Genomic DNA, 26,309 nt, shown 5'->3' with positions numbered 1-26,309 from the left:
ACCGCAGGCGACAGGGATACACTAGGGGCGGATCAAAAGCGTGATCGACCAGATCACGAAGGCGACGACGGCAATCTTCCAGAAGTCGCTGCGGCGGCGCAATCCCGGCAGACCGAGCGGCTTGATGACCTGGATCGCCATGGCGAGGATGAGGAGAAGGCCGATCACCTTGGTCATGGAGATTTCCCAGCGCGCCGATTCCGGCAATGTCACAACGCCGACACTTTTGCCCGCCAGAAGAATTTCCCGCAAGCGCCGATCTGTGTTCAGCTCTCGGTAGGAACCTTGCCCTAATCTATGACGTTTCAGTACCCCCGCTTGTCTCCACCTCCGGCCAACCCCGTTCGATAGCGAAGCCATGCGACGAAATCTCCTGCCAGTCATGGCGCTCCTGCTTGGAACCCTCTTCCTTTTCCTGGGGAACGGCCTGCATGGCCTGTTGCTGCCGGTACGAGGTTCGGCAGAGGGCTATTCGAACGAAATCCTCGGCCTTCTCGGAACGTCCTGGGCAACCGGCTTCGTTCTCGGCTGCTTCCTGGCGCCGAAACTCGTCATGCGCATCGGCCATGTCCGGGCCTTTTCGAGCTTCATCTCGCTGATCGCGGTCATTGCGCTGATGACCGGCATTGTTGTCGACCAGTACTGGTGGGTCGGCCTGCGCGCCTTGACCGGCTTCTGCATCGCCGGAACCTCGATGATCATCGAGAGCTGGCTGAACGAGCGCGCCACCAACGAGAGCCGCGGCACGATCTTCTCCTTCTACATCTCGATCACCCTGATCGGCGTGGTCGGCGGACAGATGCTGGTTGGCGTGGTCGATCCCTCGACCACCATCCTCTTCATGATCTGCGGCATTCTCTATTGCCTCGCCATGCTGCCGACCACGATGTCGACGGCGGCCTCGCCGCAGCCGCTGAAATCGGTCAAGCTCGACCTGCCGAGCCTCTACCGGAACTCGCCGGTCTCCTTCGTCGGCATCCTGCTGATCGGCATTGCCAACGGCGCCTACGGCACGCTCGGCGCCGTCTTCGGTGCCCGCGCCGGCCTTTCGCCCAACATGATCGCCATCATGCTGTCGGTGACCATCTTCGTCGGCGCCCTGATGCAGTTTCCCGCCGGCAAGGCGTCCGACCGGACCGACCGCCGCTACGTGCTTGCAGCCCTCTCGGCCATCGCCGCTGTCGCCGCCCTTGTGCTTGTCCTGCTGCAGCCGCACAATCACGTCGTCATGATCGTCTTCGTCACGATCTATGGCGCCGCCGCCAACTCGCTCTACCCGATCGCCGTCGCCCACGCGAACGACTTTGCCAGCTCCGACGAGTTCGTGAAGGTGTCCGGCGGCCTTCTGCTGCTCTTCGGCATCGGCACGATCATCGGCCCGACCATCGGCGGCCCGGTCATGACCGAGCTCGGCCCCTACGCGCTCTTTGCCGTGACCGCCGTCGCCCACGTGTTGCTGACTGGCTATGCCATCTACCGCAGCCGCCTGCGCGCTGCCGTTCCGGTCGGCAATCGCGAGCACGTACCGAACATCCCGGTCACCGCCTCGCCGATGAGCACGCCGGAAAGCCTGACCCTCGACCCCCGCGCGGCACCCTTGCCGCCGCATGAGGCCGACCAGCAGGCGAATCACACGAGGGCAGCCGGGGAGGCCAGACCATGATTTTCGACGAGGACAAGCCGAAGAAGCCCGTTTCGCACGAGATCGGCAGCGACCTTTCCTTCCTCTCGGCTGACGAACTCACGGCCCGGATCAGCCTCTTAGAGGCTGAGATTGCGCGACTCACTGAGGAGCGTCAGCGCAAGGAAGCGGGCAAGCGCGCAGCCGACAGCTTCTTCAAGCCCAAAGTATAGTCTCGAAAAAATACATATCCGGCGGATGAAGCCCTGGAAAATCGGGGTTTTCGGATTTACATTTACTATCCGTTAAGCCTTTTGAGCGAATATAGCTTCATCCGGCCATGCTGGATTCAGTTCGTTTCTCCTTATGGCGATCGTCTGATTTTTCTCCCTGTTTTACCTTGAGAGCCGCTTTTGCGGCTCTTTTTTTGCGTTCGGGTCGGGCCTATATTGAAAATTGTGGGAATTAACCCTTCTTTAATAAACGGCTTGCGCATTTGGGGTATTGGTAGCATCGTACGGCCATGAAAAGCGGCAGGAACAAGTCAAGCGTCCATGTCGTTACCCAGTAAAAGTGATGCGTAATTCAGGGGTGAACCGATGTCTGAACTCGGATTGAACACTGTGAGCTTTGCCGGACGCGCCGCTGCATCGACGCAGTTCAAGGCGACATATGCCGAGGGCATGGGCCTGGTGGAAGAAACCGCCGCCTATCTTGATGGCCCGGGCCGCGCCGCTGCCAAGGTTCTGCCCCGCATGGCATCCGTGCTTTACGCTGCGGAATCGATGCGTCTCACCACCCGCCTGATGCAGATGGCCTCCTGGCTGCTCCTGCAGCGCGCCGTCAACAACGGCGAGATGAGCCGCGATCAGGTTATCTCCGAAAAGAGCAAGGTCCGCCTCGACGGCTTCAACGTCGACCGTCAGGCTCCGGGCTGGAACGATCTGCCGGAATCCTTCCGCGACCTCGTCGAGCGTTCGCTGCGCCTCCAGAACCGCATCGCCCTTCTCGACCGCGAAATCTATCGCCCGTCCGACGCCCCGATCGTCCCGGACAACGAAAACAGCGTCCAGGCCCAGCTCGATCTGCTGCGCACCGCCTTCAACGCCAACTGACCGGCGCACCGCGCCAAACATCGGCGAAACAAACGCCCGGCCTGCATCGCAGTGCCGGGCTTTTCTTTGCGCAACAGACGCCGGTTCCCGAAATGCAGGCAACAAAAAAGCCCGGTCGAAGCCGGGCTTTTTCGAAAAACGTCGATCGTCGATCGATCAGAGGCCGAGGCCGCCGAAACGCTTGTTGAACTTCGAAACGCGACCGCCGCGGTCCATCAGCTGCTGGTTGCCGCCGGTCCAGGCCGGATGGGACTTGGGGTCGATTTCGAGGTTCATGACAGCTCCTTCCGAACCCCAGGTAGAACGGGTTTCGTATTCGGTACCGTCGGTCATGACCACCTTGATGGTGTGGTAGTCGGGATGGATATCAGCCTTCATTGCGATCTTCCTGCTGTGCCGGAGGGTCCAAATGCCGCAATTGCGTCACGGAGACCTATTCAATAAATCAAGCCGATGTCCGAACAGGCCACGGCTTCCCAATTCGATGCGGTGCCTATACATGAAGGGCGCAAGGATAACAAGTGCCATGGCACGAAAGCCCGCAAGCCGGGCCGGAGAAGAGTGAAGTGTCCGCAGTCACCGATGTCGACCAGCCGAAACGCCGTTCCCTGAAACCCCTGGCGGGCTTGTTGCCCTACGTGATGCGCTACCGGAAACTCGTCGCCGGAGCCCTGTTATTCCTCGGTCTTGCTGCCGCCACGACACTGGCCCTGCCGCTTGCGGTGCGTCGCATGGTCGACCACGGCTTCAGCGCCGCCGACAGCGGTTTCATCAACAACTATTTCGGCATGATGATCGTCATGGCCATCGTCCTCGCGATCGCCAGCGCGATGCGCTACTACTACGTCATCACCATCGGCGAGCGCGTCGTTTCCGACCTCCGGCGCGATGTGTTTGCTCATGTGACGCGGCTTTCGCCTGCGTTCTTCGACGTGAACCAGTCGGGCGAGATCGTCTCGCGCCTGACCGCCGACACCACCCAGATCAAGTCGGCCGTCGGGGCCACCGCCTCGCTGGCCCTGCGCAACTCGATCCTCTGCCTCGGCGCGATGGCGATGATGATCTATACGAGCCCGCGCCTTTCGGTGCTGGTGCTCGCCGCGATCCCGATCATCGTTTTCCCGCTCGTCGCCTTCGGCCGCTCCGTGAGGCGCCGCTCCCGCGCCGCCCAGGATACCCTGGCCCAGGCATCCGCCTTTGCCGGGGAAACGATCGGTGCAGCCCGCACCGTCCAGGCCTTCAACGCCGAAGGCATCGCCAACCAGCGCTACGGCCATGCCGTCGAGGGCGCCTACGAGGCCGCCCGCGCCGCCATCAAGTCGCGCGCGCTGCTGACCGGCGTCGCCATCACCCTCGTCTTCGGCAGCATCGTTGCGGTGCTCTGGTTCGGCGCTCAGGGCGTGCTCGCCGGCACGCTGTCCGCAGGCACGCTCGGCCAGTTCCTGCTCTACTCCGTCATCGCCGCCGGCTCGATGGGCACGCTGTCCGAAGTCTGGGGCGAACTCGCACAGGCTTCCGGTGCCGCCGAGCGCCTGACCGAACTGCTGCAGGAAGTCTCTCAGGTTTCGGCGCCGCTCCATCCGAAGGCGCTGCCGGTTCCTGCCCAGGGCGGCGTCGCCTTCTCCGACGTGCACTTCGCCTATCCCTCCAGCGCGGCAAAATCGGCGCTGAAGGGGCTCTCCTTCGCCGTCCAGCCCGGAGAGACCGTGGCAATTGTCGGACCTTCGGGCGCCGGCAAGAGCACCGTCTTCTCGCTGATCCTGCGTTTCTATGACCCGCTGAAGGGTGCAGTCGCCCTCGACGGTATCGACATCCGCGACGCCGATCCGGAAAGCGTCCGCGCCCGGATCGCCATCGTGCCGCAGGACGTAACCGTCTTCGCCGCCTCCATCCACGACAACATCGCCTTCGGCTCGCCGAACGCGACCCGCCAGATGGTCGAGGCCGCCGCCGACGCCGCCCAGGCGACGGAATTCATCCAGCGTTTGGAACACGGTTTCGACACGCAGGTCGGAGAACGCGGCATCACGCTTTCCGGCGGCCAGCGCCAGCGTATTGCGATCGCCCGCGCGCTGCTGCGCAATGCGCCCCTGCTGCTCCTCGACGAAGCAACCTCTGCTCTCGACGCCGAAAGCGAAACGCTCGTTCAGAAGGCGCTCGACGGCCTGATGAAGGATCGCACCACGATCGTCATCGCCCATCGCCTCGCGACGGTTCTCAAGGCAGACCGCATCCTGGTGCTGGATGACGGCCGCATCGTCGAGGAAGGCACCCATCACAGCCTGATCCAGCAGGGCGGGCTTTATGCCAAGCTGGCGCGGCTGCAGTTCGAGACCGGCGGGCGGGACTTCACCGCTCCCGCGTCCTAGTAACGGGCAATTTTACAGTCGGAGCTGTCAGGCTCCGACTGAACGGCCCGCGATGCGTCCGGAGAACAGGCAGCCACCGAGGAAGGTCCCCTCCAGCGCATTGTAGCCATGCACGCCACCGCCGCCGAAGCCTGACACCTCTCCGGCCGCATAGAGACCCGGCACCGGCTTGTTGGTGCTGTCGAGCACGCGGGCCGAGAGATCCGTATGCAGACCGCCGAGCGTCTTGCGCGTCAGCACGTGCAGCCTGACCGCTATCAGCGGACCGGCCTTGGCGTCGAGCAGGCGGTGCGGCCGCGCAGTGCGCATCAGCTTGTCGCCGATGAAGTTCCGCGCGCCCCGGATGGCGGTCACCTGGGCATCCTTGCTGAAGCTGTTTTCGATCTCGCGATCCCGCGCCTCGATCTGGGCCCTGAGGTGATGGATGCCGATCCTGTGCTCGCCGGTCAGGGCATTCATCGCCAGCACCAGGTCTTCCAGTGTGTCGCGGACGACGAAATCCTCGCCCCTGTCCATGAAAGCCTGCACGGGACCTGGCGGGTTCTTGCCGAGGCGTTTCAGGAGAAGGCGGATGTTCTTGCCGGTGAGATCGGGGTTCTGCTCCGATCCGGACAGGGCGAACTCCTTCTTGATGATCGCCTTGTTGAGCACGAACCAGCTGTACTCGTCGCCCCGTGCCCGGATTGCCTTCAGTGTCGCCAGCGTGTCGAAACCCGGCATGGCCGGTGCCTGGAAGCGGTTGCCGTCCGCGTCACACCAGAAAGAGCTCGGACCGGGCAGGATGCGGATGCCGTGGTTCGGCCAGATCGGGTCGAAGTTCCGCAGCCCTTCCGTATAGTGCCACATGCGGTCGCCATTGATGACCTCCCCGCCGGCGGCACGCGCAATCGCCAACATCCGGCCGTCCACATATTGCGGAACGCCGGCAACCATCGACCGCGGCGCCGGTCCCAGCCGATCAACGGGCCAGCTCTTGCGCACCAGGTCGTGATTGCCGCCGATGCCTCCGGACGCGACGACGACCGCACCAGCAGTAATCTCGAACTCCCCGATTGCCTCGCGCGATGTCGCGGCCCCGCGTGGAGCGGCATCGCTCGCCAGAACGGTTCCCCGCGCCCCCGTGACGGCGCCGTTGGTGACGACAAGATCATCGACCTGATGGCGGAAGCGGAATGTCAGCCGGCCATTTTCCTCGGCCGCCCTGGCACGGCGGATGAAGGGCTCCACGACGGCCGGCCCGGTTCCCCAGGTAATGTGGAAGCGTGGCACCGAATTGCCGTGTCCGCTCGCGAGCGACCCGCCGCGCTCGGCCCAGCCGACCACTGGAAACCAGCGGACACCCTGCCGGTGGAGCCAGTCGCGTTTTTCACCGGCCGCAAATTCAAGGTAAGCGTCGGCCCAGTGGCGCGGCCAGTAGTCCTCGATCCGGTCGAAACCAGCCGACCCGTACCAGTCCTGGCGCGCAAGTTCATAACTGTCGCGAATGCCGAGCCGTCGCTGTTCGGGACTGTCGATGAAGAAGAGACCACCGAGAGACCAGAAGGCCTGTCCGCCGAGATTCTGGATGCCTTCCTGATCGAGCACGCAGACCTTCAGCCCGCGATCCGCGGCCTCTGTCGCCGCCACCAGTCCTGCAAGTCCCCCGCCGATCACCAGAACATCGAATTTCATCCGCAGCCTCCCCCTCGCACTCCCACATGCTCATCTTACTTTTACGGGCACGTAAGCTGCGAGACAACCCAGCAGTTCTGCTAGGTCTACCGGAATGTCAACGTTCGGTGAGCTTGAGCTCGATTCGGCGATTCTGGGCCCTCGCCTCGACGCTGTCGCCCTCGGCGATCGGCTGGTATTCGCCGAAGCCGGCAGCGACCAGACGGTTGGACGGCACGCCCTTCGCAATCAGATACTTGACCACCGAGATCGCGCGGGCAGCCGAAAGCTCCCAGTTGTCGGCAAAACGGCCGGCACCGGTCAGCTGGACATTGTCGGTGTGACCGTCGACGCGCAGAACCCAGTTGATCTCCGGCGGAATCTCTTTGGCGAGGTCGAGAAGCGCGGTCGCGAGCTTTGCCATTTCGGCTTCACCTTCCGGATTCAGCTCGTTTCCACCGGAGGGGAAGAGCACTTCGGACTGAAAGACGAAGCGGTCGCCGACGATGCGGATGTTTTCCCGGTCGGACAGGATTTCCCTGAGCCGTCCGAAGAAGTCGGACCGATAGCGGTTGAGCTCCTGGACGCGTTGGGCGAGTGCCACGTTCAGCCGGCGGCCGAGATCGGCGATCTTGGCCTGCGAGTTCTGGTCGCGCGCCTCGGATGCCTGAAGCGCCTCCTCGACGGCGGCGATCTGGGCACGCAAGGCCGCGATCTGCTGGTTGAGCAGTTCGATCTGGCTCATCGCCCGCTCGCTCACCTGCTTTTCCGCGTCGAGCTGTTCGGTAAGCCGGCCGACCTTCTCGTTGGCCACGTCCGCCGAGCCGCTTCCGGCATCGAGCAGCTGCTGCAGGCGGCTGCGCTCGCTTTCCGAAGACGCGAGCGACGACTGCAGCGCAGCAAGCGTGTCTTCGAGATCCTGCTTTCCGCTCTTTTCCAGGGCGAGAAGCTGCGTCAGTTCGGCGATCTGGCTGTTGAGCCTAGTCAGCACCTCGTCCTTGCCGGTGATCTCCCTGCTCAGGATGAATTGCGCAAGCACGAAGACGGTGAGCAGGAACATGATGGCGAGCAGCAGTGTCGACAGGGCATCGACGAAACCCGGCCAGTAGTCCACGCCCCGTTCGCGGCGGCGGTTGCGGCCAAGCGCCATGGCTACTTGCCCCCGCCGAACTTCTCGTTCAGGCCTTCAAGCGTCTTGCGCATGGCACGAGCGTCTTCCTGCTGCGCCTCGATCCAGTCACGCAGCATCTGCTGTTCGTTGCGCATGTTCTTGACCAGCCCCTGTATGCCCTCGGCAAGCCCGGCGATGGCGGCCACCGAACGATCGCTGCCGCCGGTACCGGCGCTCTCCTTGCTGGCGATCCTGGCGAGCTGGTCGACCAGCCGCTTTATGTCGTCCGCCGGAACACCCGTCAGGCCATTGCCGGCAGCAATCTCCGAATCGACATCGGTCACGGAGGAGAGCCAGTTTTCCAGCTCGGTATAGAAGCGGTTCTGCGCACGGCCGGCCTGCAGATCGAGGAAGCCGAGGATGAGCGAGCCGGACAGACCGAGCAACGAGGATGAAAACGCCGTGCCCATACCGGACAGCGGGCCGGTCAAACCGGTCTTCAGCGCCTGCAACACATCGCTGCTGTCGCCGGAAGCCGGATCGAGCGACTGGATGACCTCGCTGATCGAGGCGATGGTGCCGAGCAGGCCCCAGAAGGTGCCGAGCAGGCCGAGGAATACGAGCAGGCCGATCAGGTAGCGTGACGTGTCGCGTGATTCGTCGAGACGCGTGGCGATCGAATCGAGGATCGAGCGCAGCGCGGTCGTCGAGATCGCCGGAGAACGCCGTCCGCCGATCAGCGCCCGCATCGGCGCGAGCAGCCGCGGTTCGCGCCCGACCTTGTCGGCATTGCCCGCCGCACGGAACGAATTGAACCAGCGGACCTCGGGGCGAAGCGCCAGCACGTGGTTGAAGACCAGCACGATACCGACCGCCAGAACCCCGAGAATCAGGCCGTTCAGCCCCGGATTGGTGACGAAGGCCGCATGGGCCTGCCGGTAGAGGATTGCAGCGATGAAGCCGACGATGATCAGGAAGATCAACATGGTGCTGAAGAACGGCATCGGGCTCGAGAGCTTGTGACCGTATTCTCCGGGGACGGCATCGACCGCCTCCAAATCCGCCAGCTTTACTTTCGCCATGTCGTACTCAGCCTCCGGGAATCTGTGCGCCGGAGGCTAGTGGAAAATTGCGACGAATTGAAGCTAAAAGCCGCCGGCTGTTGCGACGGCTGAAAAGGCTCAGGCCTTGGGGATAGGCCGCGCGATGACCTCGGTCAGCGCATTGCGGATATATTCGTTGCCGGCGACCACGCCCCCGGTGTGGAACATGTCCTGGCCGCCATGCATGTCACTGACGAAACCACCAGCTTCCCGGATCAGCAAGAGGCCTGCCGCCATGTCCCAGGCATTGAGCTCGGCTTCCCAGAAACCGTCGAGGCGACCGGCCGCGACATAGGCGAGGTCGAGTGCTGCAGCTCCCATGCGGCGGATGCCGGCCACTTCACCCATGACATGGCGCAGTTCGACGAGGAACTTGCCATGCGCGCCGCGGCCGAGATGCGGCACGCCGCAGCCGATGACGCAATCGGAGAGAACCTTACGCGCGGCGACACGGATGCGGCGATCGTTGAGGAAGGCACCGCCACCCTTCTCCGCCGTGTAAAGCTCGTCGGTCGCCGGATTGAAAATGACGCCGGCGACGATCTCACCATTGCGCTCGAGCGCGATCGATACCGCGAACTGCGGAATGCCGTGCAGGAAGTTCGTCGTGCCGTCGAGCGGATCGACGATCCAGCGATGCGCGCCGTCGGTGCCCTTGATTTCTTCGCTTTCCTCTCCGAGGAAGCCATAGGTCGGGCGCGCCTTCAGGAGCTCCTCGCGCACCAGCTTCTCGGCCTTGAGATCGGCCTGGGAAACGAAGTCGCTCGGCCCCTTGACGGAAACCTGCAGGTTCTGAACCTCGCCGAAGTCGCGCGACAAGGACTTGCCCGCCTTGAGGGCGGCCTGAACCATGACATTGAGGAGAGCTGAACGAGCCATTGGCGGTTTCCTTGAAATTGCAGCATGCGCCGGGAACGGCGGCAGAAGCGGCGCGATGTGTCGCGGCGGCGGTTGGGCCGGTTCAAGACCACAAAAACAGCCGGATTTCAAGGGGCAACCACCATTCCGCCAGACCTAGAAAGTTTCAGGTTGGCCCGGCGACCACCCATCCGGCGATACCCGCGGCGACCGAAAGCAGTGTCGCGCCCCAGAGGTGAAGCGCAAAGCGCCCGTTGCCGAAGATCGTCGCATAGACCGCCTTGGCGAGCATGTTGCTGAGCACCGCGGTGCCGATCGCCTTGACGGCCATCGGCACCGCGACGGTCTTGAGCATGCCCGCGACCGTCACGGTCGCCGCATCGACATCGGCGAGCGCAGAGATCGCAGAAGCGAGGATCAGGCCCGCATCGCCGAAGGTTACGGTCGCCGCGCGGGCGAGAAAGGCCACGACGGCAAGCAGCAGCGCCATCTTCGCGACGGCCGTCAGCTCGAACGGGTTTGCCGGAAGCTGCCGGTCGCCCGAAGCCTGTCCGTGCCGCGCCAGCAGCATCGCATAGAGAACAAGGGACGCGGTTCCCGCCGCAAGCGGTGCCAGGAGCGAAGGCAGCAAGGCGGCGGCGAGCGTGCCGATGAGAAAGGCGGTGCGCAGCAGAGAGACGGCACCGGCGCTGATGGCGCCGGCAGCGAGCGTCAGTTCAGGTTCGCCTGCCGCACTGCGCCGCGCGAAGGCGACCGTCGTCCCGGTCGACGAGACCAGGCCGCCGATCGCGCCGGCCAGCACGTCACCGCGCGTGGCCCCGAAGAGCCGCACCGCGACATAACCGGCAAAGGAGATGGACGCCAGCGTGATGGCGAGAAGCACGATGCTCTTCGGCGAGACCCCGCCGAACGGCCCGACCGGCGCCTCGGGGATGATCGGCAGGAGCACGAACGTCATCGCAAGCAGTATCACCGCCGAGCGAAGCTCGATCCATTTCAGCCGGCGGATGCCCTCGTGCAGGAATTCGCGGCTGGCAAGAATGGCGATCAGTACGGCCCCGCCGGCCGAGGCGATGGTCATGTCGCCGAGCGCGGCAAGCGCCCCGAGACCGAAGGTGAGGATCGCGGCGATCACCGAGGTCACGCTGTAGGACTGCTGGGCGATCGCCTCACGTATCTCGAACACGGCCATGACGGTGGCGACGGCGATCAGGAACCCGGCCAATGCGATCCCCGGGTAACCGGAGGCGAGGCCGAAGCTCCGCTCGATGAGGCCGGCCACGCCCCCGACCATGCCGATCATCGTGAAGGTGCGGATCCCGGCAGTGCGTGCCCCTTCCGGCTCGTCGCGCTCGCGCCAGTGACGCTCGACGCCGACGGCCGCACCGATGGCGATCGCCAGGCCCAGCCGCTGAAAGAGTTCGAAACTGTCCACGCCCTGCCCCCTTGCAGCCCGCCCCCTTTTAGCCCGCCACGGCCGCGATCAGATGCGGCGGAACTTGTTCGCCGCGTCGATAGCCTTCTTCTGCTCGTCGTCGTTCAGCCCGAGATAGAAATCCTCGAGCGCCGGGTCCTTGAGACCGGCACGCCGCGACAGCACATACCACTTGGCCGCCTCGACCGGGTCCGGGCGAGTGCCCAGCGCGTTGATATAGAGATGCGAAAGCCGGTTCTGGGCCACGACGTTGCCGCGCATGGCGGCAATCTTCAGCCATCGAAAGCCTTCTTCGAGGTTTTTCTCGCCACCGATGCCGTTGATCAGCCAGATGCCCATGTCGAGCTGCGCTGTATCGAAGCCCGCCTTTGCAGCGCGCGCCAGCCAGGCGCGTGCCTGTTTCCGCTTTTCCTCGGGCAAGTCCTTCAACGCGTCATAGATCTGCGCCACGGAATACTGCGCGTCGGCAATCCCCTGCTCGGCTGCCTTCTCATAATAGGGAAGCGCGAGATGGAGGCCCTTCTGCCCCGGATTGTCCGAAACGAGGATCTGCGCCCAGTTGAACTGGGCCGAACTGTTGCCGGCATCTGCCGCCTTGCGCATGTATTCGTCGGCCTTGGCCTTGTCCTGCGCGACGAGCTTTCCTTCCATCAGCAGCATGGCGTACTTGAACATCGCCGCGGGATCACCGGCCGCAGCCGCCTGCCCGTACCAGAAGGCCGCCCCCTTGGCGTCCTTCTTGATGCCAAGGCCACGATCCATCAGCTCGGCAAGCAGGGTCTGCGCAGCCGGGTCGCCAAGCTGGGCGCGCGGCAAAGCCTTGTCGACGGCGGTCAGGAAGAAACCGCGCTGGAAGGCGCCGTAGGCCTCGTCGACTTTGCCCTTGTATTCGGGTTCCGGAGGAAGATCCGGCAAAGGCGCGCCCATCCGGGCAAAGATGTTGATGCCCTGGTCGGGATCGGCCCTGCCGGCCACGCTGTCCTTGGCGGTCGGCCGGTCGCTGCGGTCAAGCTTGCCGGCATCGGCCTCCGCAGGCGCTGCGCGCTGGAGCACCCGCACGTCGGACGGAGCGAGCGGCCGCATCGTCGGCTGTTCGAGCCCCTGCTGGGCGAAGACCGCGAACGGGAGGCCGCCGGCCGCAACGGCGGCAAGCAGGGCTGACAGGAGTGACCGGTTGACAGGACTTGAGCGCATGATGCGTATCAATCTTCAAACCGTGGCGCTTTTTCGTCAAGTTCGGCATTGATCCGCGCCACGATCGTGGCGGCCATTGCGGGGTCGGCAAAGACGGCCTCGCGCAGCGCCACGAATTCGACGCCGGTTGTCGCGACGGCGAGTGCGGAGGCCGGATCCTGACCGCCCATGACGATGCAGGGAATGTCGATCATCGCCGACCACCATTCGCCGAGCGCGAGGTTCTTGTTGTGGGCTTCCGGCTTGATGTCGCCGTCGAGCTTTCCGAAGAAGATGTAGTCCGGCTGCAGCTCGCCGATCTCCAGCGCATGGTGGCGATCCATCGCATTGCCGCCGCCGACGATCATCTTCGGAACATGCTTCTCGATCGCCTCGGCAAGTGTGGCCGCATTGCCGCTGACATGCAGGCCATCGGCCTTGGCGCGGCCGGCGATCCGGCTGTTGTCGGCGACAAGTGCCGCAGCCCCGGCGTCCTGGATCACCGGAACCACCAGTTCCGCATGCTTCTGGAACACCGAGTCGTCGAGCCCGTATTGCGGCAGGATGACCGATGCGACATCGCCGCCCTTCAGCGCATCGCCGACGACCCGCGCCTTCTCTCCGGCATCGGCGATGTCGGGCACGATCAGGACGAGGCGGCAGCGGTCTTCGGGAGCGGTCATGATGGCATCCATGTTCCGGAGGGCGGCAGATTCTGCGCGGCCCTCCCTCGTTTTGAAATCCTAAATCCGATAGACCGGTCCTTCGAAAGGATCAACAGAAACAAATGTCACCGGATCCCCTGTTCTATGCGGCAGCCATTCCCGCAGTGGCACTTGTCGGCCTTTCCAAGGGCGGGCTCGGTGGCGCCTTCGCGCTGATCGGCGTCCCCCTGCTGGCCATGGTCGTTCCACCGATGCAGGCAGCCGCCATCTTCCTGCCGATCCTCATCGTCATGGACATCGTCGCGCTCGTCGCCTGGCGCAAGCATAACAGCCGCTCGACGCTCCTGGCACTACTGCCCGGCGGCATTGTGGGCATCGCCTTGGGCTGGGCGACGTCGACCTATGTCTCGGCCGGCGTCATGCGCCTAGTGCTGGGCTCCATCTCCGTGATCTTCGCGCTGCGCTATTTCATCGAGACCGCCCGCCAGTCATCCTCTGTCGAGCCGACGGCCACCCCTGAACGCCCGGTCGCCGCAACCGTCTGGGGCACACTTTCCGGCTATGGCAGCTTCGTCGCCCATGCCGGCGGACCGCCCTTCCAGATCTACACCCTGCCGCTCCGGCTGGACCCCTTGTCCTACACCGGCGCCAGCACGCGCTTCTTTGCCATCATGAACGCGATCAAGGTCCTGCCCTATTTCGCGCTCGGCGAACTCGGCACCACCAATCTCGGCCTGTCGGCAACCCTCCTGCCGGTCGCGCTGGTCTCGACCCTGATCGGTGCACGGCTCGTGCGCTACCTGAAGCCGAGCGTCTTTTACCCACTGATGTACGGAATGGTCCTGATCGCCGGCGCGAAACTGCTCTACGACGGCGTCAGCGGCCTTTAAAAGTCAGCATTCACAGCCAGAAACGCCATGCTGCGGCGCAGTTGCACGCTTGCCGGGTCTCAGCGATTGACGTAACCTCCGCGGGATGACGAACCCGGACCCGTTTACCGCGATTGCAGACCCGCACCGCCGCCATCTGCTGGAGGAGTTGCGGCGCGCGCCGAAAACCGTGAACGACCTGGCAAGCGGCTTGCCGATCAGCCGCCCGGCCGTCTCCCAGCATCTGAAGGCGCTACTCGACTGCAACCTCGTCAGCGTCACATCCGAGGGCACGCGCCGGATCTACTCCGTAAACCGCCTCGGGTTCGACCGCCTGAACCTCTGGCTCGATCAGTTCTGGTCCTAGTCTCGCCCTTGGCATCCGGGCAAAATAAAAGCCCCGAAAACCGCCTTGGCTTCCGGGGCATGTTGTCCTTGACTTGCCGGCCGCCCGGCCCGGATCTGCGCTTGAGGCGATCCCCGGCCGGTGGCCTTGTCAGATAAATCAGTGCCGGGTCGATGCCCTCAGGCGTTCCATTTCATCCTTGAGACGCAGCTTGAGCCTCTTCAGCTCGGCGATTTTCTGGTCGTCGATGGAGGGAGACGTAAGAGCAGTGTGGAGCTTTTCCTCAAGAGCGCCGTGCTTCTTTTCGAGCGATTCAAGATGAGCCTGCATGGTCATTTGACACGTCCTTCCTTTCGCCTACCTCCAGCCCTCAGAACGCTGGAGTTTCAGGCTTTACGAAAGTAATGTGACACGAAGAATGCGTTTTGTCGAAGGCGAAATGAGGGTTTTGGCGCGGCAAATTCGCTGAGAAGGATAACTTCCCGTTACCGGTATTTGGTGATAGGAGCTTGCGCGAATATTCGGCGCATCCGACAAACGGAGGCGTAAGAAATGCGAGAATGGGGACAGGACTATGGCCGATCAGGAACAGGCGGACATCCGTCTCGCGCTGGCGAGACTTCGGCAGGAACATGAAGACTACGACGCCGCCATCAATGCCATGATCACGACTGGCTGCGACGCTTTGAGAATCCAGCGAATGAAGAAGAAGAAGTTGGCCATCAAGGACAAGATGAGTTCGATCGAGGACCAGATCGTCCCTGATATCATCGCTTGAGAGGCAAGGAGCGCCGACGATGACCGATGAACGCCCGCCTGTCGCCATCATCATGGGTAGCCAGTCCGACTGGGAGACCATGAAGAACGCCGCCGATACGCTGGACATACTGGGCGTCGGCTATGAAGCGCGGATCGTGTCCGCCCACCGCACGCCCGACAGGCTTGTTTCCTTTGCCAAGGGTGCCCGCGACGAAGGTTTCCAGGTGATCATTGCCGGAGCCGGCGGTGCTGCCCACCTGCCAGGCATGGCGGCCGCCATGACGCCGCTTCCGGTCTTCGGCGTGCCGGTCCAGTCCAAGGCCCTGTCCGGCCAGGACAGCCTGCTCTCGATCGTCCAGATGCCGGCCGGCATTCCCGTCGGCACGCTTGCCATCGGCAAGGCGGGTGCCGTCAATGCGGCGCTGCTCGCCGCAGCAGTGCTCGCCCTTCACGACGAGGACCTCGCCGACCGGCTCGACGAATGGCGCGCGCGCCAGACCGCGGCAGTTGCCGAATACCCCATGGACGACCAGATATGAGCGCACGCACGATCGGCATCATCGGCGGCGGCCAGCTCGGCCGCATGCTGGCCATGGCCGCGGCAAGGCTGAATTTGCGGACAGTGATCCTCGAACCGCAGGCCGATTGCCCGGCCGCCCAGGTGGCCAACAGCCAGATCACCGCGCCCTATGGCGATCCGGTGGCCCTGGCAGAGCTTGCCGCTGCCTGCGAGCTTGTCACCTATGAATTCGAAAATGTTCCCGTCGAGGCCGCCGCGATCCTTGCCCGCAACGTACCGGTCTATCCGCCGCCGCGCGCACTGGAAGTAGCCCAGGACCGCCTGACCGAAAAACGCTTCCTCAATGACTGCGGCATCCCGACCGCGCGCTACCATGCGGTCAACAGCCAGGCCGACCTCGAAGCGGCGCTTGCCGATTTCGGCGGCAAGGGCGTGCTCAAGACACGCCGGCTGGGCTACGACGGCAAGGGCCAGCGCGTCTTCGCTTCGCCCGCCGACAGCACGGACGGCGCCTATGCCGCGCTCGGCAGCGTTCCCCTGATCCTCGAAAGCTTCGTTCCCTTCGAGCGCGAGATCTCGATCATCGCCGCCCGTGCGATCGACGGAACCGTGGAGACCTACGACCCCGCGGAGAACGTTCACCGCAACGGCATCCTCGACACCTCGACGCTTCCGGCGCGAATCGGTGACGCGACGGCCAAGGCCGCCAGCGAATCGGCAGAAAAGCTGCTTGCCGCGCTCGATTATGTCGGCGTCGTCGGGATGGAGTTCTTTGTCCTTCCGGATGGAGCGCTGATCGCCAACGAGATCGCCCCGCGCGTCCACAATTCCGGGCACTGGACGGAGGCCGCCTGCGTCGTATCGCAATTCGAACAGCATATCCGCGCGATTGCCGGCCTGCCGCTCGGCTCGCCGGCCCGCCATTCCGATTGCGTGATGACCAACCTCATCGGCGACGACATAAACGACGTGCCGGCCTGGCTTGCCCGCCCCGACGCCCTCGTCCATCTCTACGGCAAGACCGAGGCCCGGGCAGGCCGCAAGATGGGTCACGTCACCGAACTGAAGCGCCGCGAAGGCTGAAAACGCGGGAAAAATCCGGCGCTTCGGCACGGAATCCCGGCCGGACCGGTTGACACGAAGGGTCCGGACGGAGTATTTGCCACCAACCCTTTAGGAGCGCGCCCCGTAGCGCGCTTTTGATTGTTAGAGACAAGTGGCGGATTTCATCGTTCGCCGACAACCTTTGCGGACCAGTAAAATGAAGATCAAGAACTCGCTGAAAGCGCTCAAGGCCCGTCATCGCGACAACCGTCTGGTTCGCCGCAAGGGCCGCGTTTACATCATCAACAAGCAGAACCCGCGCTTCAAGGCTCGTCAGGGCTGATGCGACGGCGCCGCGTTCGCGCGGCGTGGCTTGCCACCGGCGTTGAGGCTCAAAGGCCCAAACAGTCGATGGCGAAAATTTGAGTTTGAAAGACGGCGCAAGGGGATTACCTTATCCACATGCGCCGTTTTTTCGTTTACGCCCCAGCGATTGCCGTCCTGCTGATCGCGACTTCGGTCGAAGGGCCTGCTCGGGCAGAAGAAGCCCCGGCCACGGAAAAGGCGGCACTCGACAAGAATGCGACGGCAGCCGAATCGCCGAAGACGATCGAAACCCTCATCACCGAGCTGAAGCGCGAGCGCGATCCGGAAGCGGCCGACAAGATTGCCGACGAGATCATGGCAAACTGGAACCGCTCCGACAGCCCGACCGTCGACCTGCTGATGGAATGGGCCAACAACGCGATCGCCGAGAAACGCAATGCGGCTGCGCTCGATTTCCTCGACCAGGCGATCGTCCTGAAGCCCGAATTCGTCGGCGCCTGGAACCAGCGCGCGACGCTGCACTTCACGATGGGCCAATATCGCAAGGCCGTCGCCGACATCAATCATGTCCTGGAGCTCGAGCCTCGCCATTTCGGCGCGCTCGCCGGTCTTGCCGCCATCCTCGGCGAACGGGGCCGCGAAGAGATGGCGTTGAAGGCGTGGGAAGGCTATCTCGACATCTACCCCGCCGATCGGGAAGCACAGGGTATCGTGGACAAGCTTTCCGAAAAGCTCGCGGGCAGCCGCACGTGAGCAACCCACGCGGCCGCATGCCGGCGCTCCGTCCATAGCCCCCCTCGAAATGCACCGCCGCCACGCCATGCTGCTGACCTCTCTCGCCGCCGCCTTATTGTCGACCTCCGCGATCGCCACGGCGGTCCGTTCGCGCGCCATCGAGGCGGCAGCACCCAATCTCGGCACCCTGAACGACGTCGGCGGCTACGCGATGAACGCGCTGCACCTGCCGGCCGGTCCCGCGGCCGATCTGCCGCCCATCGTCTTCATCCATGGCGCCAGCGGCAATCTCCGCGACCAGGCAACTGCCTTCCGCGCCCCCCTGGAAGGACGAGCCGAACTGCTTTTCGTCGACCGACCCGGCCATGGCTATTCGGAACGGGGCGGACCGGAGAACGACACGCCCGACGGTCAGGCCGACGCGATCGCCCGATTGATGGAGAAGCGTGGCATCTCCCGCGCAATCATCGTCGGCCACTCCTTCGGCGGCGCGATCGCCGCAAGCTTTGCCGTACTCCATCCGGAAAAGACTGCCGGCCTGCTCTTCCTCGCGCCGGCGAGCCATCCCTGGCCGGGCGGCGTCGACTGGTATTACACGCTCGCCGCGACGCCCCTCCTCGGTCCGCTCTTCTGCAACACCGTTGCCCTGCATGCCGGCCTCGCCCGACTAGACGCGGCGACGCAGAGCGTCTTCGCCCCCAATCCCCGTCCGCAGAGCTATGTCGAGGAAACCGCCCCGGCACTCGTGCTGCGCCCGGCGACCTTCCGGGCCAACGCCATCGACGTCGCAAACCTGCACGGTTATGTCGAGCGCTTCGCCGTCCGCTACAGGGAGATCAAGACTCCCACCGTGATCGTCACCGGCGACAGCGACGATGTCGTCCTGGAAGAGATCCATTCCCGCGGCCTGGCGCGCGACATTCAGGGCTCCGAGCTCGTCTGGATCGCCGGGCTCGGTCACAAGCCGGATTACGCGGCAAATGCCCTGGCAGTCGCGGCGCTGGAAAAGATCGCCGGAAAACCGCGTGACCTGCAGGCCATGGCACGCGCGCTGGAGCCACAACTTGCCGCCAGCCGGGTCTCCGGCCCGAAAACCCATGTCGGCCTCCAGGGCGGCAACTGAGCCTTCCGACAGGCGAGCGAAAGCCCACGAAAAAGCCGCCCGGAGGCGGCTTGGTTCGTGTAGTGTTTCAACCGGGAAACGTCAGATACCGGACAGACCGTCGGAGCCGATATAGGCGATGCGCAGCATGTTGGTGGAGCCGGGCGTACCGAGCGGCACACCGGCGGAAATGATCACCCGGTCGCCGGGCTTGCCGAACTCTTCCTCGACGACGATCCGGCAGGCGCGGTTCACCATGTCGTCGAGATCGGTCGGCTCTTCGGACACCACGCAATGCAGGCCCCAGACCACCGACAGGCGGCGCGCCGTCTGAATGACCGGAGAAAGCGCAAGGATCGGCACTTCCGGACGCTCGCGCGACGCGCGCAGGCCCGTATTGCCTGACGAGGTGTAGCACACGATCGCCGTCAGCTTCAGCGTCTCGGCAATCTGGCGGGCGGCCAGCGAGATCGCGTCGGCGCCGGTCGCTTCCGGCTGGGCGCGCTGGGCGTAGATGATGCCCGGATAATGCGGCTCGCGCTCGACGGTGCGGGCGATCGACGCCATCGTCGCGACCGCCTCGACCGGATACTGGCCAGAGGCGGATTCGGCCGAGAGCATCACCGCATCGGCGCCCTCAAAGACGGCGGTCGCGACGTCGGACACCTCGGCGCGGGTCGGGACGGGAGCCGAAATCATCGATTCCAGCATCTGGGTCGCGACGACGACCGGCTTGCCGGCGCGGCGGCAGGCGCGGATCAACTGCTTCTGCAACCCGGGAACGGCCTCGAGCGGCATTTCGACGCCGAGGTCACCACGCGCCACCATCAGCGCGTCGGACAGCTCGATGATCTCGTCGATACGCTCGATCGCCTGCGGCTTCTCGATCTTGGACATCAGGCCGACGCGGCCGCGGGCGACCTTGCGGACTTCCGCGAGATCTTCCGGGCGCTGGATGAAGGAGAGCGCCACCCAGTCGACGTCATTGGTGGCCAGCACTGCATCGAGGTCGGCGCGGTCCTTGTCGGTCAGCACACCGGTCGCAAGCAGCGTGTCGGGAAGGCTGACGCCCTTGCGGTCGGAGATCTTCGTGCCCGAAACGACGGTCGTGACGATCGACTTGCCGTCGCACTTCTCGGCGCGCAGATGCAGCTTGCCGTCGTCGATCAGCAGGCGATGACCCGGCTTTACGGATTCGAGGATTTCAGGATGGGGCAGGAAGACGCGGGTGTTGTCGCCCGGCTCGTCCTTGTTGTCGAGCGTGAACGTCTGGCCCGGCTTCAGTTCGACCGTCGTTGCGGCGAACTTGCCGACGCGCAGCTTCGGCCCCTGCAGGTCGGCCAGGATGCCGATCGGGCGCCCGCAGGCGGCCTCGACCGAACGGATCTTGGCAATCAGGTCGCGCATCACATCGTGACTCGCATGGCTCATGTTGATGCGGAACAGGTCGGCGCCCGCCTCATGGAGCTTGCGGATCATCGCTTCGTCGGACGAGGCCGGGCCCAGCGTTGCGAGGATCTTCACTTTGCGATTGCGTTTCATCAGTTCTGGCTTTCCTGCGTACCGGGCGTGTCGGAAAGCTGGACCATCCAGCTGCCCTGACGTCCCGTGTCATATTCCTTGAAACCCATCTGCTGGTAACCGCGCGCGAAGCAATCCTGGACACCGACGATCTTGAACTCGTTCTCGGCGACGCACATGTTGATGTCGCCCGTCCAGCGGCCGCCGCGCGCGGCGTCCTCGGCATAGAGGTAGTAGTAGCGTGACTGGAGCTCACCCTCGATCAGGGTCGCGCAGGTCGAGGCAGGAACCTGCCACCAGCCCTCGGTGATCCAGCCTTCCGACGCCCGGTAGCCGATTGCCACGCCGACGAGGTTCGGTGTGCCGTTGCACACCCGGAATTCGGCATGGGCGGAAGCCGCCGCGAAGAACGGCGCAAGCAGCGCGCCGGCAATGAGAAAATGTCTGAGGTGACGCGCGCCGCGTCGGGCGCCAGGAATTCTGATTTGCTTAAGCACGGTTTCCGCCGGAACTCCATGTTTGTGCGTCGACTGCCTTCTTGCGATGATGGATGAAGAAAGTCAACGCAACTCTAATCGATTATATTTTTATCGTGAACCATCGGCAGCGATCTTGGCACAATCGTGACCACGGCGAAAGCTTGCGCTGGTCTTTCCCCCATGTCATCAAGCCCGCGACGTAATTTCCGGCGAAAATCCATGCAAGACTTCACCCCCTTCGAGATCCTATCCGGCCACTATGACAGGGGCTTGGTGCTGCTTGCCGACCATGCGACCAACCGCCTGCCGAACCGCTATGCCCGGCTAGGCCTGCCGGAGACTGCCTTTGGCCGGCACATCGCCTACGATATCGGTATCGAGCCGCTGACCCGGGCTCTCTCCGCCCGTCTCGGCGTGCCTGCCGTGCTGAGCTGCTTCTCGCGACTGCTGATCGACCCGAACCGCGGTGAGGACGATCCCACGCTCGTCATGAAGATCTCCGACGGCGCGATCGTGCCGGGCAACCACCCGATCACCGCCGAGGAATGGAACCACCGCGTCGAGGCCTATCACCGCCCCTATCACCATGCCGTCAGCCGGACGATCGAGGCGGTCGCGGAAGCGTCCGGCAAGGCGCCGCTGGTCCTCTCGCTCCATTCCTACACCCCGGCCTGGAAGGGCGTTCCCCGCCCCTGGCATGCCGCCGTCCTTTGGGACAGCGATCACCGCGCAGTCGCCCCGTTGCTGACTGCCCTGCGCGCGCCGGGCGATATCGTCGTTGGCGACAACGAACCCTATGACGGGGCGCTGAAGGGCGATACCATGTATCGTCACTGCATGATGACCGGGATACCCCATGCACTGCTGGAAGTTCGTCAGGACCTGATCGGCGACGCAGCCGGCGTCGCGGCCTGGACTGACCGGCTGGAGCCGATCTTCAGGAGCCTCAATGCCGATCCGGCGCTCCACCGCTACGAGCGGCATCCGTCGCGTACCGGTCCTTATCCAGGCTGAGATCCGGAGGAATTCGCCATGAGCATGCCGACCGGCGAACAGCAGACCGAATTCGAGGCGGCGGCCTTTCGCCGCCTTCTCTCGCATCTGAGGAAACGGGCGGACGTCCAGAACATAGACCTGATGAACCTGGCGGGATTTTGCCGCAATTGCCTGTCCAATTGGTATCTCGACGCCGCCCGCGAGGCCGGTGTCGAGCTGACCCGTGAAGAATCCCGCGAGATCGTCTACGGCATGCCCTACGAAGAATGGAAAACCCTCCACCAGACCGAATCGACCGAGATCCAGAAGGCCGCTTTCGACGTCAACCGGCCACGCGAGTAGCGCGATCCCGAAGGTTAGGTCTTGACGCGGACGCCGCTTCGCGGCAGGTCAGCCCCACCGATGAATTTGCCCCTATCCAAGGAGAATGCCCATGTCTGATGCCCACGGCGTCGCCCGCGACCAGCTCCGCGCATTTGTCGAGCGTATCGAACGCCTCGAGGAAGAAAAGAAGACGATCGCCGACGACATCAAGGACGTCTACGGCGAAGCCAAAGCCATGGGCTTCGACACCAAGATCCTCAAGAAGGTGATCGCGCTGCGCAAGAAGGACGATCAGGAACGCATGGAAGAAGACCTGATCCTCGACACCTACCTGCACGCCCTCGGCATGATCGAGAGCCCGCCGGAAGAATAAGTCGGCCCTCGGTCTGAGACATGAAAAAACCCGCCGGAGCGATCCGGCGGGTTTTTCATTGGAACGACATGTCCGGAACGTCTTAGCTCACGGAGCGCCGAAGCGGCTCGGGTCGATCGGAACGGTGCCCTGCTGGAAGCCGACGGGAAGCACGGCGGCCGGTGCGCTCAGCGAACGGCTGACGATGCGCGGCGCCTTGTTCGGCTTTTCGGCCTTCTCCAGACCGCCCTGGTTCAGCGCCCAGTACGAAATCATGTCCTTGGTAAGCGTGCCGCCGCTCATGGCGACGCGCGCAGCTTCTGCCTCGGCCTGGCTCGGCCGCTTGCCCTTGGTCGGCAGGCCTGCCTCGATGCCGGTATTGCCCTCGACCTTCGGAACATCGAAGCCGTCGCCGAATTCGGATGAAACAGCCTTGGGCTTCGGTTGTGGGGCAACGGACGCAACCTCCACTGCAGGCGCAGGCTCCTCGGACGGTGCAGCCGTCAACTCGGCCTGCGGAGCGGGGCGCGCAGCCGGCGTAGGCATGCTGCCCTGCTCAAGCGCGGCGGCAGCCTCGGGCGACAGGATCGCCTGTTCGACTTCGTCCATTTCGGCTTCAGGTTCACTTTGGGCGCTGGCCAGCAACGCCTCGGCAACGGCCGGACGGGCGACAGGCACGGGAACGGCGGCAAGTTCTGGATCTTCACCGGTCATGCCGGGAGCGACCGACGCGGTCATGATGTTCTGAGCTTCGGCATCACCCTTCATGCCGCGCGGACCGAGGAGGGTCGGAACCGGGATCTTCATCGACTGAAGATCGGCATAGGCTTCGCCTTCGGCCGGCTGGCCGGCGGCGACCTGTGTCAGGGCGTCTTCGGCAGCATTACGCGCCGGCGAGTAAAGGGCGACAGCAAGGCTGGTGTCGGCAGGCGCCAGCGACGGCCTTGCCTGAGGAACCGGCGCATTGACGGCAGCAGCAGACGGTGCGGCATCAGGATCGGCCTGAGCGGCACCGTTGACACCCGGCAAGGTCGACGGCTGCGGCGCGGCAGATGCGACCATCACCGGCTCTGTGGCCGTCACGATCGTTTCAGCCGGAGCGGACGGACGCTCGGCCGGCACGCCGACATCCTCTTCCTCGTCCTCGTCGCCGCCCCCGAACAGGAAGGCGAGCAGGTTCTTGCGCTTGCCGCCGGACTTCTCCTCGGCGATCATGATCTCGTTGGAGCCGAGCCGCTTCTTGTATTCGGCGAGCGCCTGCTGGTAACCCGGCAACGGTTTGCCGTCCGACGGAATGTGGACCGTCTTGCCGTCGGGGAAGAGACGGACAAGTTCCTGGCGCGACATGCGCGGCCATGCGCGAACGCCTGCGACGTCCATGTGGACGAAGGGCGAACCGGAATTGGGATAATAGCCGACGCCGCCGACCTGGGCCTTCATGCCGAGTTCGCGCAGCTTCTTGAGCGGCACGCCCGGAATGTAGAAGTCCATGGCGGTGCCGCGCATGTGCTGGCTTTCCTTCGCGACACCCTTGGAGCGCGAACGCAGCATCGCATTGGTCTGGGGCGAGCGATAGCCGGACACGACGTTGATGTAGCCCGTGGCGCCGGAGCGTTGATAGACTTCCCAGACGAGGTCGAAGAGACGCGGGTTCATCTTCGTCGGCTCATTGCGGCGCCAGTCGCGCACGATGTAGCTGAGTTGCTTTAGGCCCTTGGCGTCATAGCGACCGTTGCGCTTGAAGACAATTGCGGCCTTCTCGCCGGTATGGACAAAATGGATCTTGAGGGTGCGGGTTTCGGCAGAGGCCTTGGCGGCGGTACCGAACAGGACGAAGCAGCTGACGAGGACGACGGCAACGACCGACAGAACCAGCCTGACAACGGGCAGAGCATGCACAGCCCAAGGACTGCGCCCGAGTCTGCCGAGAGGCGCTCTTAGATCATGCGTAATCAGCAATTCAATCCCCGTCCGAAAGACTACGTCCCACGTCAACTCAAATGACTGCCAAATGCGGTAACACCATGGCAAATCTGCCACACGCACACAAGCATTCCATATATAGTGAACGTTTGTCTAACAAGTGATTAGCTGTTGGTAAGATAACAACTTTACCCAACAGTTAACAATGGGACCTTGCAGGGGCCTTATGCCGCATGCTTTTGCGGGTCGTCGGGGTCGATTCCATAGTCCTTGAGCTTGCGATAGAGCGTCGAACGGCCGATGCCGAGCTTGCGCGCCACCTGGCTCATCTGCCCCCTGTAGAATTTCAGGGCAAAGCGGATCAACTCCTCTTCGATCTCGGCGAGCTTGCGGACATTGCCCGCCTCGTCGGTGCTGATGATCACATTTCCGCCGACTTCACCACCCGAGGCCGACCGCGGTGCGACGACCGATTCGCCACTCGGGGCAACAGCGCGGGCGGAGCCGCCAAGCTCGGGATGATGAGAGACACTGCCGCGCGACACCTCTGCATCGCCACGGGGTGCCGGAAAGAGGGACGGCATGCGATCCGTCATCTGCACGCTGATCTGCGGGAAATCGGCTTCCGTCAGCACCGGCCCGTCGGCCAGCACCACCGCCCTGAACACCGCATTCTCGAGCTGCCTCGTATTGCCGGGCCAGTCGAAGCCGGTGAGCAGCGCGAGCGCGCCCGCGTCGATCCCGAGCGGCTTGGCAAGCCGCTGTTCCACGGAGAAGCGCTCCGCGAAAGACCGGGCGAGATGCGGGATATCTTCCTTCCGCCGCCGAAGCGCCGCGATCGTGATCGGGAAGACATTGAGGCGATAATAGAGATCCTCGCGGAACCGCCCGGCCTTGACCTCTTCGATCAGGTCCTTGTTGGTGGCGAGAATGAGCCGGACATTGACCTTGCGCGGACGGCGGCCCGGCACGGTTTCAATCTCTCCGGACTGCACGACCGAAAGCAACCGGGCCTGGACGTTCGCCGGGAGTTCGCTGATCTCCTCGATGAACAGCGTACCGGCCTCGGCCTCGGCAAACTTGCCCGGAGCGGCACCGGGCTCGCTTGGCGTGCCGGCTTCCTGACCGAAAAGCACCCCCTCGATCAGGCTGTGCGGAACCGCGGAACAATTCACACTGACGAAGGGACGGGCCGATCGTTCGCTGGTCGCGTGGATGGCGCGCGCGATCAGCTCCTTGCCTACCCCCGCCTCGCCTTCGAGCATCACCGGGATCGTCGACTGGGCAGCGCGGCGGCCGAGCTCGACCGCGCGCGACATCGCCGCACTGGCGGCGACGATGTCGCCGAATCCGACGGCACCGCTGCGCGAGCGGCGCACGGGCTTGCCCTGCGAGCCGCTGCGGTTGAACTTCAGCGCGCTTTCGATCGCAGCCGCGATACGCTCGGTCGAGCAGGGCTTCACCAGGAAGTCGAAGGCTCCGGCACGCATGGCCTCGACCGCGTGCTGGGTTGCGCCCTCGACCGTCTGGACGATCACCGGGGCGCTGGCATGGAGGTCGCCGATGGCATTGAGGAACGCGCTGCCTGCCCGCTCCGGCGCGGAAAGATCGACAAGCACGGCGCCGATGGCCGAACGATGCCTGCGGAAGGTTTCCAGACCGGCCTGATCGCTGTCTGCGACATGAACGACATGGCCTTGAGCTTCGATCGCTGCCTTGAGGGCACGGCGCTGGGCCGGATCTTCATCGATAACGAGGATATGAGCGGTCAAAATTAGAGCTCCCGGATTCACTGCGCGTCATGCGGAGTGCGGACTTGCAATTCAAAGTCCGGCGAGCCTGCCAGAAAGGACTGAACATCCTCTTTTGAGAAAAGGTCGCATTTTATCAATCGCATAAGGAGTTGCTAGCA

General features: G+C 63.9%; 29 protein-coding genes. 15 read left to right on the top strand and 14 right to left on the bottom strand.

Annotation, left to right across the window (positions count from 1 at the left end; genetic code table 11):
• Positions 1–21 precede the first annotated feature (21 nt).
• Positions 22–177, bottom strand: a complete 156-nt coding sequence (locus tag ACX93L_RS01745) for a hypothetical protein (protein ID WP_459403241.1) — start codon at positions 175–177, stop codon at positions 22–24.
• A 181-nt stretch (positions 178–358) separates the two neighbouring features.
• Between ACX93L_RS01745 and ACX93L_RS01740 the strand changes: the two genes are divergently transcribed.
• From ACX93L_RS01740 to rcdA, 3 genes are all read left to right on the top strand, one after another.
• Positions 359–1,663, top strand: coding sequence for an MFS transporter (locus ACX93L_RS01740; RefSeq protein WP_459403240.1), 1,305 nt, complete (start codon positions 359–361; stop codon positions 1,661–1,663).
• Positions 1,660–1,854, top strand: a complete 195-nt coding sequence (locus ACX93L_RS01735) for a DUF1192 domain-containing protein (protein WP_459403239.1) — start codon at positions 1,660–1,662, stop codon at positions 1,852–1,854. The genes ACX93L_RS01740 and ACX93L_RS01735 overlap by 4 nt, the downstream gene beginning before the upstream one ends.
• A gap of 366 nt (positions 1,855–2,220) precedes the next feature.
• On the top strand, positions 2,221–2,736 hold the full coding sequence (gene rcdA, locus ACX93L_RS01730; RefSeq protein WP_169586297.1) for a protease adaptor protein RcdA: 516 nt from the start codon (positions 2,221–2,223) through the stop codon (positions 2,734–2,736).
• A gap of 156 nt (positions 2,737–2,892) precedes the next feature.
• Here the strand turns inward: rcdA and rpmE are convergent, their stop codons facing one another.
• Entirely contained in the window at positions 2,893–3,114 is a 222-nt protein-coding gene (gene rpmE, locus ACX93L_RS01725) for a 50S ribosomal protein L31 (RefSeq protein WP_003497640.1), read from the bottom strand.
• 188 nt (positions 3,115–3,302) lie between these two features.
• On the opposite strand from rpmE, the gene ACX93L_RS01720 reads away from it, so the two are divergent.
• Positions 3,303–5,105 (top strand): ABC transporter transmembrane domain-containing protein, encoded by a 1,803-nt coding sequence (locus ACX93L_RS01720; protein ID WP_459403238.1) that lies wholly within the window; start codon positions 3,303–3,305, stop codon positions 5,103–5,105.
• Between the two features lie 27 nt (positions 5,106–5,132).
• On the opposite strand, the gene ACX93L_RS01715 is transcribed toward ACX93L_RS01720, so the two are convergent.
• The 7 genes from ACX93L_RS01715 to ACX93L_RS01685 form a co-directional block, all read right to left on the bottom strand.
• On the bottom strand, positions 5,133–6,776 hold the full coding sequence (locus ACX93L_RS01715) for an FAD-binding dehydrogenase (protein WP_459403237.1): 1,644 nt from the start codon (positions 6,774–6,776) through the stop codon (positions 5,133–5,135).
• Between the two features lie 97 nt (positions 6,777–6,873).
• Positions 6,874–7,905, bottom strand: a complete 1,032-nt coding sequence (locus tag ACX93L_RS01710; RefSeq protein WP_459403236.1) for a peptidoglycan -binding protein — start codon at positions 7,903–7,905, stop codon at positions 6,874–6,876.
• Between the two features lie 2 nt (positions 7,906–7,907).
• Positions 7,908–8,948 carry a flagellar motor protein MotA gene (locus tag ACX93L_RS01705; RefSeq protein ID WP_459403235.1) on the bottom strand — a complete coding sequence of 347 codons (1,041 nt, stop codon included), beginning with the start codon at positions 8,946–8,948 and terminating at the stop codon, positions 7,908–7,910.
• Positions 8,949–9,047: 99 nt separating this feature from the next.
• Positions 9,048–9,848 (bottom strand): inositol monophosphatase family protein, encoded by an 801-nt coding sequence (locus ACX93L_RS01700; protein ID WP_459403234.1) that lies wholly within the window; start codon positions 9,846–9,848, stop codon positions 9,048–9,050.
• 145 nt (positions 9,849–9,993) lie between these two features.
• Positions 9,994–11,262 carry an MgtC/SapB family protein gene (locus ACX93L_RS01695; RefSeq protein ID WP_459403233.1) on the bottom strand — a complete coding sequence of 423 codons (1,269 nt, stop codon included), beginning with the start codon at positions 11,260–11,262 and terminating at the stop codon, positions 9,994–9,996.
• A gap of 48 nt (positions 11,263–11,310) precedes the next feature.
• Positions 11,311–12,465 carry a tetratricopeptide repeat protein gene (locus ACX93L_RS01690; protein WP_459404123.1) on the bottom strand — a complete coding sequence of 385 codons (1,155 nt, stop codon included), beginning with the start codon at positions 12,463–12,465 and terminating at the stop codon, positions 11,311–11,313.
• Complete coding sequence (locus ACX93L_RS01685) at positions 12,465–13,118, bottom strand: thiamine phosphate synthase (RefSeq protein ID WP_459403232.1); 654 nt, start codon at positions 13,116–13,118, stop codon at positions 12,465–12,467. The genes ACX93L_RS01690 and ACX93L_RS01685 overlap by 1 nt, the downstream gene beginning before the upstream one ends.
• Before the next feature lie 104 nt (positions 13,119–13,222).
• Between ACX93L_RS01685 and ACX93L_RS01680 the strand changes: the two genes are divergently transcribed.
• A complete protein-coding gene (locus ACX93L_RS01680) occupies positions 13,223–13,990 on the top strand; it encodes a sulfite exporter TauE/SafE family protein (RefSeq protein WP_459403231.1) in 768 nt (255 codons plus the stop codon).
• A gap of 85 nt (positions 13,991–14,075) precedes the next feature.
• Positions 14,076–14,336, top strand: a complete 261-nt coding sequence (locus ACX93L_RS01675) for an ArsR/SmtB family transcription factor (protein ID WP_169586280.1) — start codon at positions 14,076–14,078, stop codon at positions 14,334–14,336.
• A 138-nt stretch (positions 14,337–14,474) separates the two neighbouring features.
• Here the strand turns inward: ACX93L_RS01675 and ACX93L_RS01670 are convergent, their stop codons facing one another.
• Positions 14,475–14,651 (bottom strand): YdcH family protein, encoded by a 177-nt coding sequence (locus ACX93L_RS01670; RefSeq protein WP_169586278.1) that lies wholly within the window; start codon positions 14,649–14,651, stop codon positions 14,475–14,477.
• A gap of 238 nt (positions 14,652–14,889) precedes the next feature.
• On the opposite strand from ACX93L_RS01670, the gene ACX93L_RS01665 reads away from it, so the two are divergent.
• The 6 genes from ACX93L_RS01665 (at position 14,890) to ACX93L_RS01640 (ending at position 18,823) form a co-directional block, all read left to right on the top strand.
• A complete protein-coding gene (locus ACX93L_RS01665) occupies positions 14,890–15,093 on the top strand; it encodes a YdcH family protein (protein WP_169586276.1) in 204 nt (67 codons plus the stop codon).
• Positions 15,094–15,112: 19 nt separating this feature from the next.
• Positions 15,113–15,613, top strand: a complete 501-nt coding sequence (gene purE / locus ACX93L_RS01660) for a 5-(carboxyamino)imidazole ribonucleotide mutase (protein WP_169586274.1) — start codon at positions 15,113–15,115, stop codon at positions 15,611–15,613.
• Positions 15,610–16,677 (top strand): 5-(carboxyamino)imidazole ribonucleotide synthase, encoded by a 1,068-nt coding sequence (locus ACX93L_RS01655; protein ID WP_459403230.1) that lies wholly within the window; start codon positions 15,610–15,612, stop codon positions 16,675–16,677. The genes purE and ACX93L_RS01655 overlap by 4 nt, the downstream gene beginning before the upstream one ends.
• Positions 16,678–16,855: 178 nt before the next feature.
• Complete coding sequence (gene ykgO, locus ACX93L_RS01650) at positions 16,856–16,981, top strand: type B 50S ribosomal protein L36 (protein ID WP_003497670.1); 126 nt, start codon at positions 16,856–16,858, stop codon at positions 16,979–16,981.
• A gap of 113 nt (positions 16,982–17,094) precedes the next feature.
• Positions 17,095–17,718 (top strand): tetratricopeptide repeat protein, encoded by a 624-nt coding sequence (locus ACX93L_RS01645; protein WP_459404122.1) that lies wholly within the window; start codon positions 17,095–17,097, stop codon positions 17,716–17,718.
• A 49-nt stretch (positions 17,719–17,767) separates the two neighbouring features.
• On the top strand, positions 17,768–18,823 hold the full coding sequence (locus ACX93L_RS01640) for an alpha/beta fold hydrolase (RefSeq protein WP_459403229.1): 1,056 nt from the start codon (positions 17,768–17,770) through the stop codon (positions 18,821–18,823).
• Positions 18,824–18,904: 81 nt separating this feature from the next.
• Here the strand turns inward: ACX93L_RS01640 and pyk are convergent, their stop codons facing one another.
• Positions 18,905–20,344, bottom strand: coding sequence for a pyruvate kinase (gene pyk / locus ACX93L_RS01635; RefSeq protein ID WP_459403228.1), 1,440 nt, complete (start codon positions 20,342–20,344; stop codon positions 18,905–18,907).
• Entirely contained in the window at positions 20,344–20,757 is a 414-nt protein-coding gene (locus ACX93L_RS01630) for a DUF1036 domain-containing protein (protein ID WP_390624505.1), read from the bottom strand. Before ACX93L_RS01630 ends, pyk begins: the two co-directional genes overlap by 1 nt.
• A 264-nt stretch (positions 20,758–21,021) precedes the next feature.
• Here ACX93L_RS01630 and ACX93L_RS01625 point away from each other — a divergent pair, with 264 nt between their 5' ends.
• The 3 genes from ACX93L_RS01625 to ACX93L_RS01615 all read left to right on the top strand — a co-directional run bounded on the left by ACX93L_RS01625 (position 21,022) and on the right by ACX93L_RS01615 (position 22,495).
• Entirely contained in the window at positions 21,022–21,816 is a 795-nt protein-coding gene (locus ACX93L_RS01625; RefSeq protein ID WP_459403227.1) for an N-formylglutamate amidohydrolase, read from the top strand.
• A gap of 18 nt (positions 21,817–21,834) precedes the next feature.
• Positions 21,835–22,140 carry a DUF1244 domain-containing protein gene (locus tag ACX93L_RS01620; protein ID WP_459403226.1) on the top strand — a complete coding sequence of 102 codons (306 nt, stop codon included), beginning with the start codon at positions 21,835–21,837 and terminating at the stop codon, positions 22,138–22,140.
• A gap of 91 nt (positions 22,141–22,231) precedes the next feature.
• On the top strand, positions 22,232–22,495 hold the full coding sequence (locus tag ACX93L_RS01615) for a DUF2312 domain-containing protein (protein WP_459403225.1): 264 nt from the start codon (positions 22,232–22,234) through the stop codon (positions 22,493–22,495).
• Between the two features lie 87 nt (positions 22,496–22,582).
• Here ACX93L_RS01615 and ACX93L_RS01610 read toward each other — a convergent pair whose 3' ends face one another.
• Both ACX93L_RS01610 and ACX93L_RS01605 read right to left on the bottom strand, forming a co-directional pair.
• Positions 22,583–24,433: a DUF882 domain-containing protein gene (locus ACX93L_RS01610; RefSeq protein ID WP_459403224.1), complete on the bottom strand. Its 1,851-nt coding sequence runs from the start codon at positions 24,431–24,433 to the stop codon at positions 22,583–22,585.
• Positions 24,434–24,621: 188 nt separating this feature from the next.
• Entirely contained in the window at positions 24,622–26,169 is a 1,548-nt protein-coding gene (locus ACX93L_RS01605; RefSeq protein WP_459403223.1) for a sigma-54-dependent transcriptional regulator, read from the bottom strand.
• Positions 26,170–26,309: the final 140 nt, after the last annotated feature.

The organism is Rhizobium sp. CAU 1783 (assembly GCF_054551725.1).
Note: the sequence above shows the minus strand (reverse complement) of the source record. Positions and strands in the feature narration are given on the sequence as shown.

Bases quoted from the DNA above. Each gene is read 5' to 3' on its own strand.
- ACX93L_RS01655 (WP_459403230.1), top strand. From the start codon at position 15,610: ATGAGCGCACGCACGATCGGCATCATCGGCGGCGGCCAGCTCGGCCGC.
- ACX93L_RS01680 (WP_459403231.1), top strand. From the start codon at position 13,223: ATGTCACCGGATCCCCTGTTCTATGCGGCAGCCATTCCCGCAGTGGCA.
- rpmE (WP_003497640.1), bottom strand. From the start codon at position 3,114: ATGAAGGCTGATATCCATCCCGACTACCACACCATCAAGGTGGTCATG.
- ACX93L_RS01745 (WP_459403241.1), bottom strand. From the start codon at position 177: ATGACCAAGGTGATCGGCCTTCTCCTCATCCTCGCCATGGCGATCCAG.
- ACX93L_RS01715 (WP_459403237.1), bottom strand. From the start codon at position 6,776: ATGAAATTCGATGTTCTGGTGATCGGCGGGGGACTTGCAGGACTGGTG.
- ACX93L_RS01665 (WP_169586276.1), top strand. From the start codon at position 14,890: ATGGCCGATCAGGAACAGGCGGACATCCGTCTCGCGCTGGCGAGACTT.
- ACX93L_RS01710 (WP_459403236.1), bottom strand. From the start codon at position 7,905: ATGGCGCTTGGCCGCAACCGCCGCCGCGAACGGGGCGTGGACTACTGG.
- ACX93L_RS01640 (WP_459403229.1), top strand. From the start codon at position 17,768: ATGCACCGCCGCCACGCCATGCTGCTGACCTCTCTCGCCGCCGCCTTA.
- ACX93L_RS01740 (WP_459403240.1), top strand. From the start codon at position 359: ATGCGACGAAATCTCCTGCCAGTCATGGCGCTCCTGCTTGGAACCCTC.
- ACX93L_RS01615 (WP_459403225.1), top strand. From the start codon at position 22,232: ATGTCTGATGCCCACGGCGTCGCCCGCGACCAGCTCCGCGCATTTGTC.
- ACX93L_RS01625 (WP_459403227.1), top strand. From the start codon at position 21,022: ATGCAAGACTTCACCCCCTTCGAGATCCTATCCGGCCACTATGACAGG.
- ACX93L_RS01685 (WP_459403232.1), bottom strand. From the start codon at position 13,118: ATGACCGCTCCCGAAGACCGCTGCCGCCTCGTCCTGATCGTGCCCGAC.
- ACX93L_RS01620 (WP_459403226.1), top strand. From the start codon at position 21,835: ATGAGCATGCCGACCGGCGAACAGCAGACCGAATTCGAGGCGGCGGCC.
- ykgO (WP_003497670.1), top strand. From the start codon at position 16,856: ATGAAGATCAAGAACTCGCTGAAAGCGCTCAAGGCCCGTCATCGCGAC.
- ACX93L_RS01675 (WP_169586280.1), top strand. From the start codon at position 14,076: ATGACGAACCCGGACCCGTTTACCGCGATTGCAGACCCGCACCGCCGC.
- ACX93L_RS01670 (WP_169586278.1), bottom strand. From the start codon at position 14,651: ATGACCATGCAGGCTCATCTTGAATCGCTCGAAAAGAAGCACGGCGCT.
- ACX93L_RS01705 (WP_459403235.1), bottom strand. From the start codon at position 8,948: ATGGCGAAAGTAAAGCTGGCGGATTTGGAGGCGGTCGATGCCGTCCCC.
- ACX93L_RS01700 (WP_459403234.1), bottom strand. From the start codon at position 9,848: ATGGCTCGTTCAGCTCTCCTCAATGTCATGGTTCAGGCCGCCCTCAAG.
- pyk (WP_459403228.1), bottom strand. From the start codon at position 20,344: ATGAAACGCAATCGCAAAGTGAAGATCCTCGCAACGCTGGGCCCGGCC.
- purE (WP_169586274.1), top strand. From the start codon at position 15,113: ATGACCGATGAACGCCCGCCTGTCGCCATCATCATGGGTAGCCAGTCC.
- ACX93L_RS01735 (WP_459403239.1), top strand. From the start codon at position 1,660: ATGATTTTCGACGAGGACAAGCCGAAGAAGCCCGTTTCGCACGAGATC.
- rcdA (WP_169586297.1), top strand. From the start codon at position 2,221: ATGTCTGAACTCGGATTGAACACTGTGAGCTTTGCCGGACGCGCCGCT.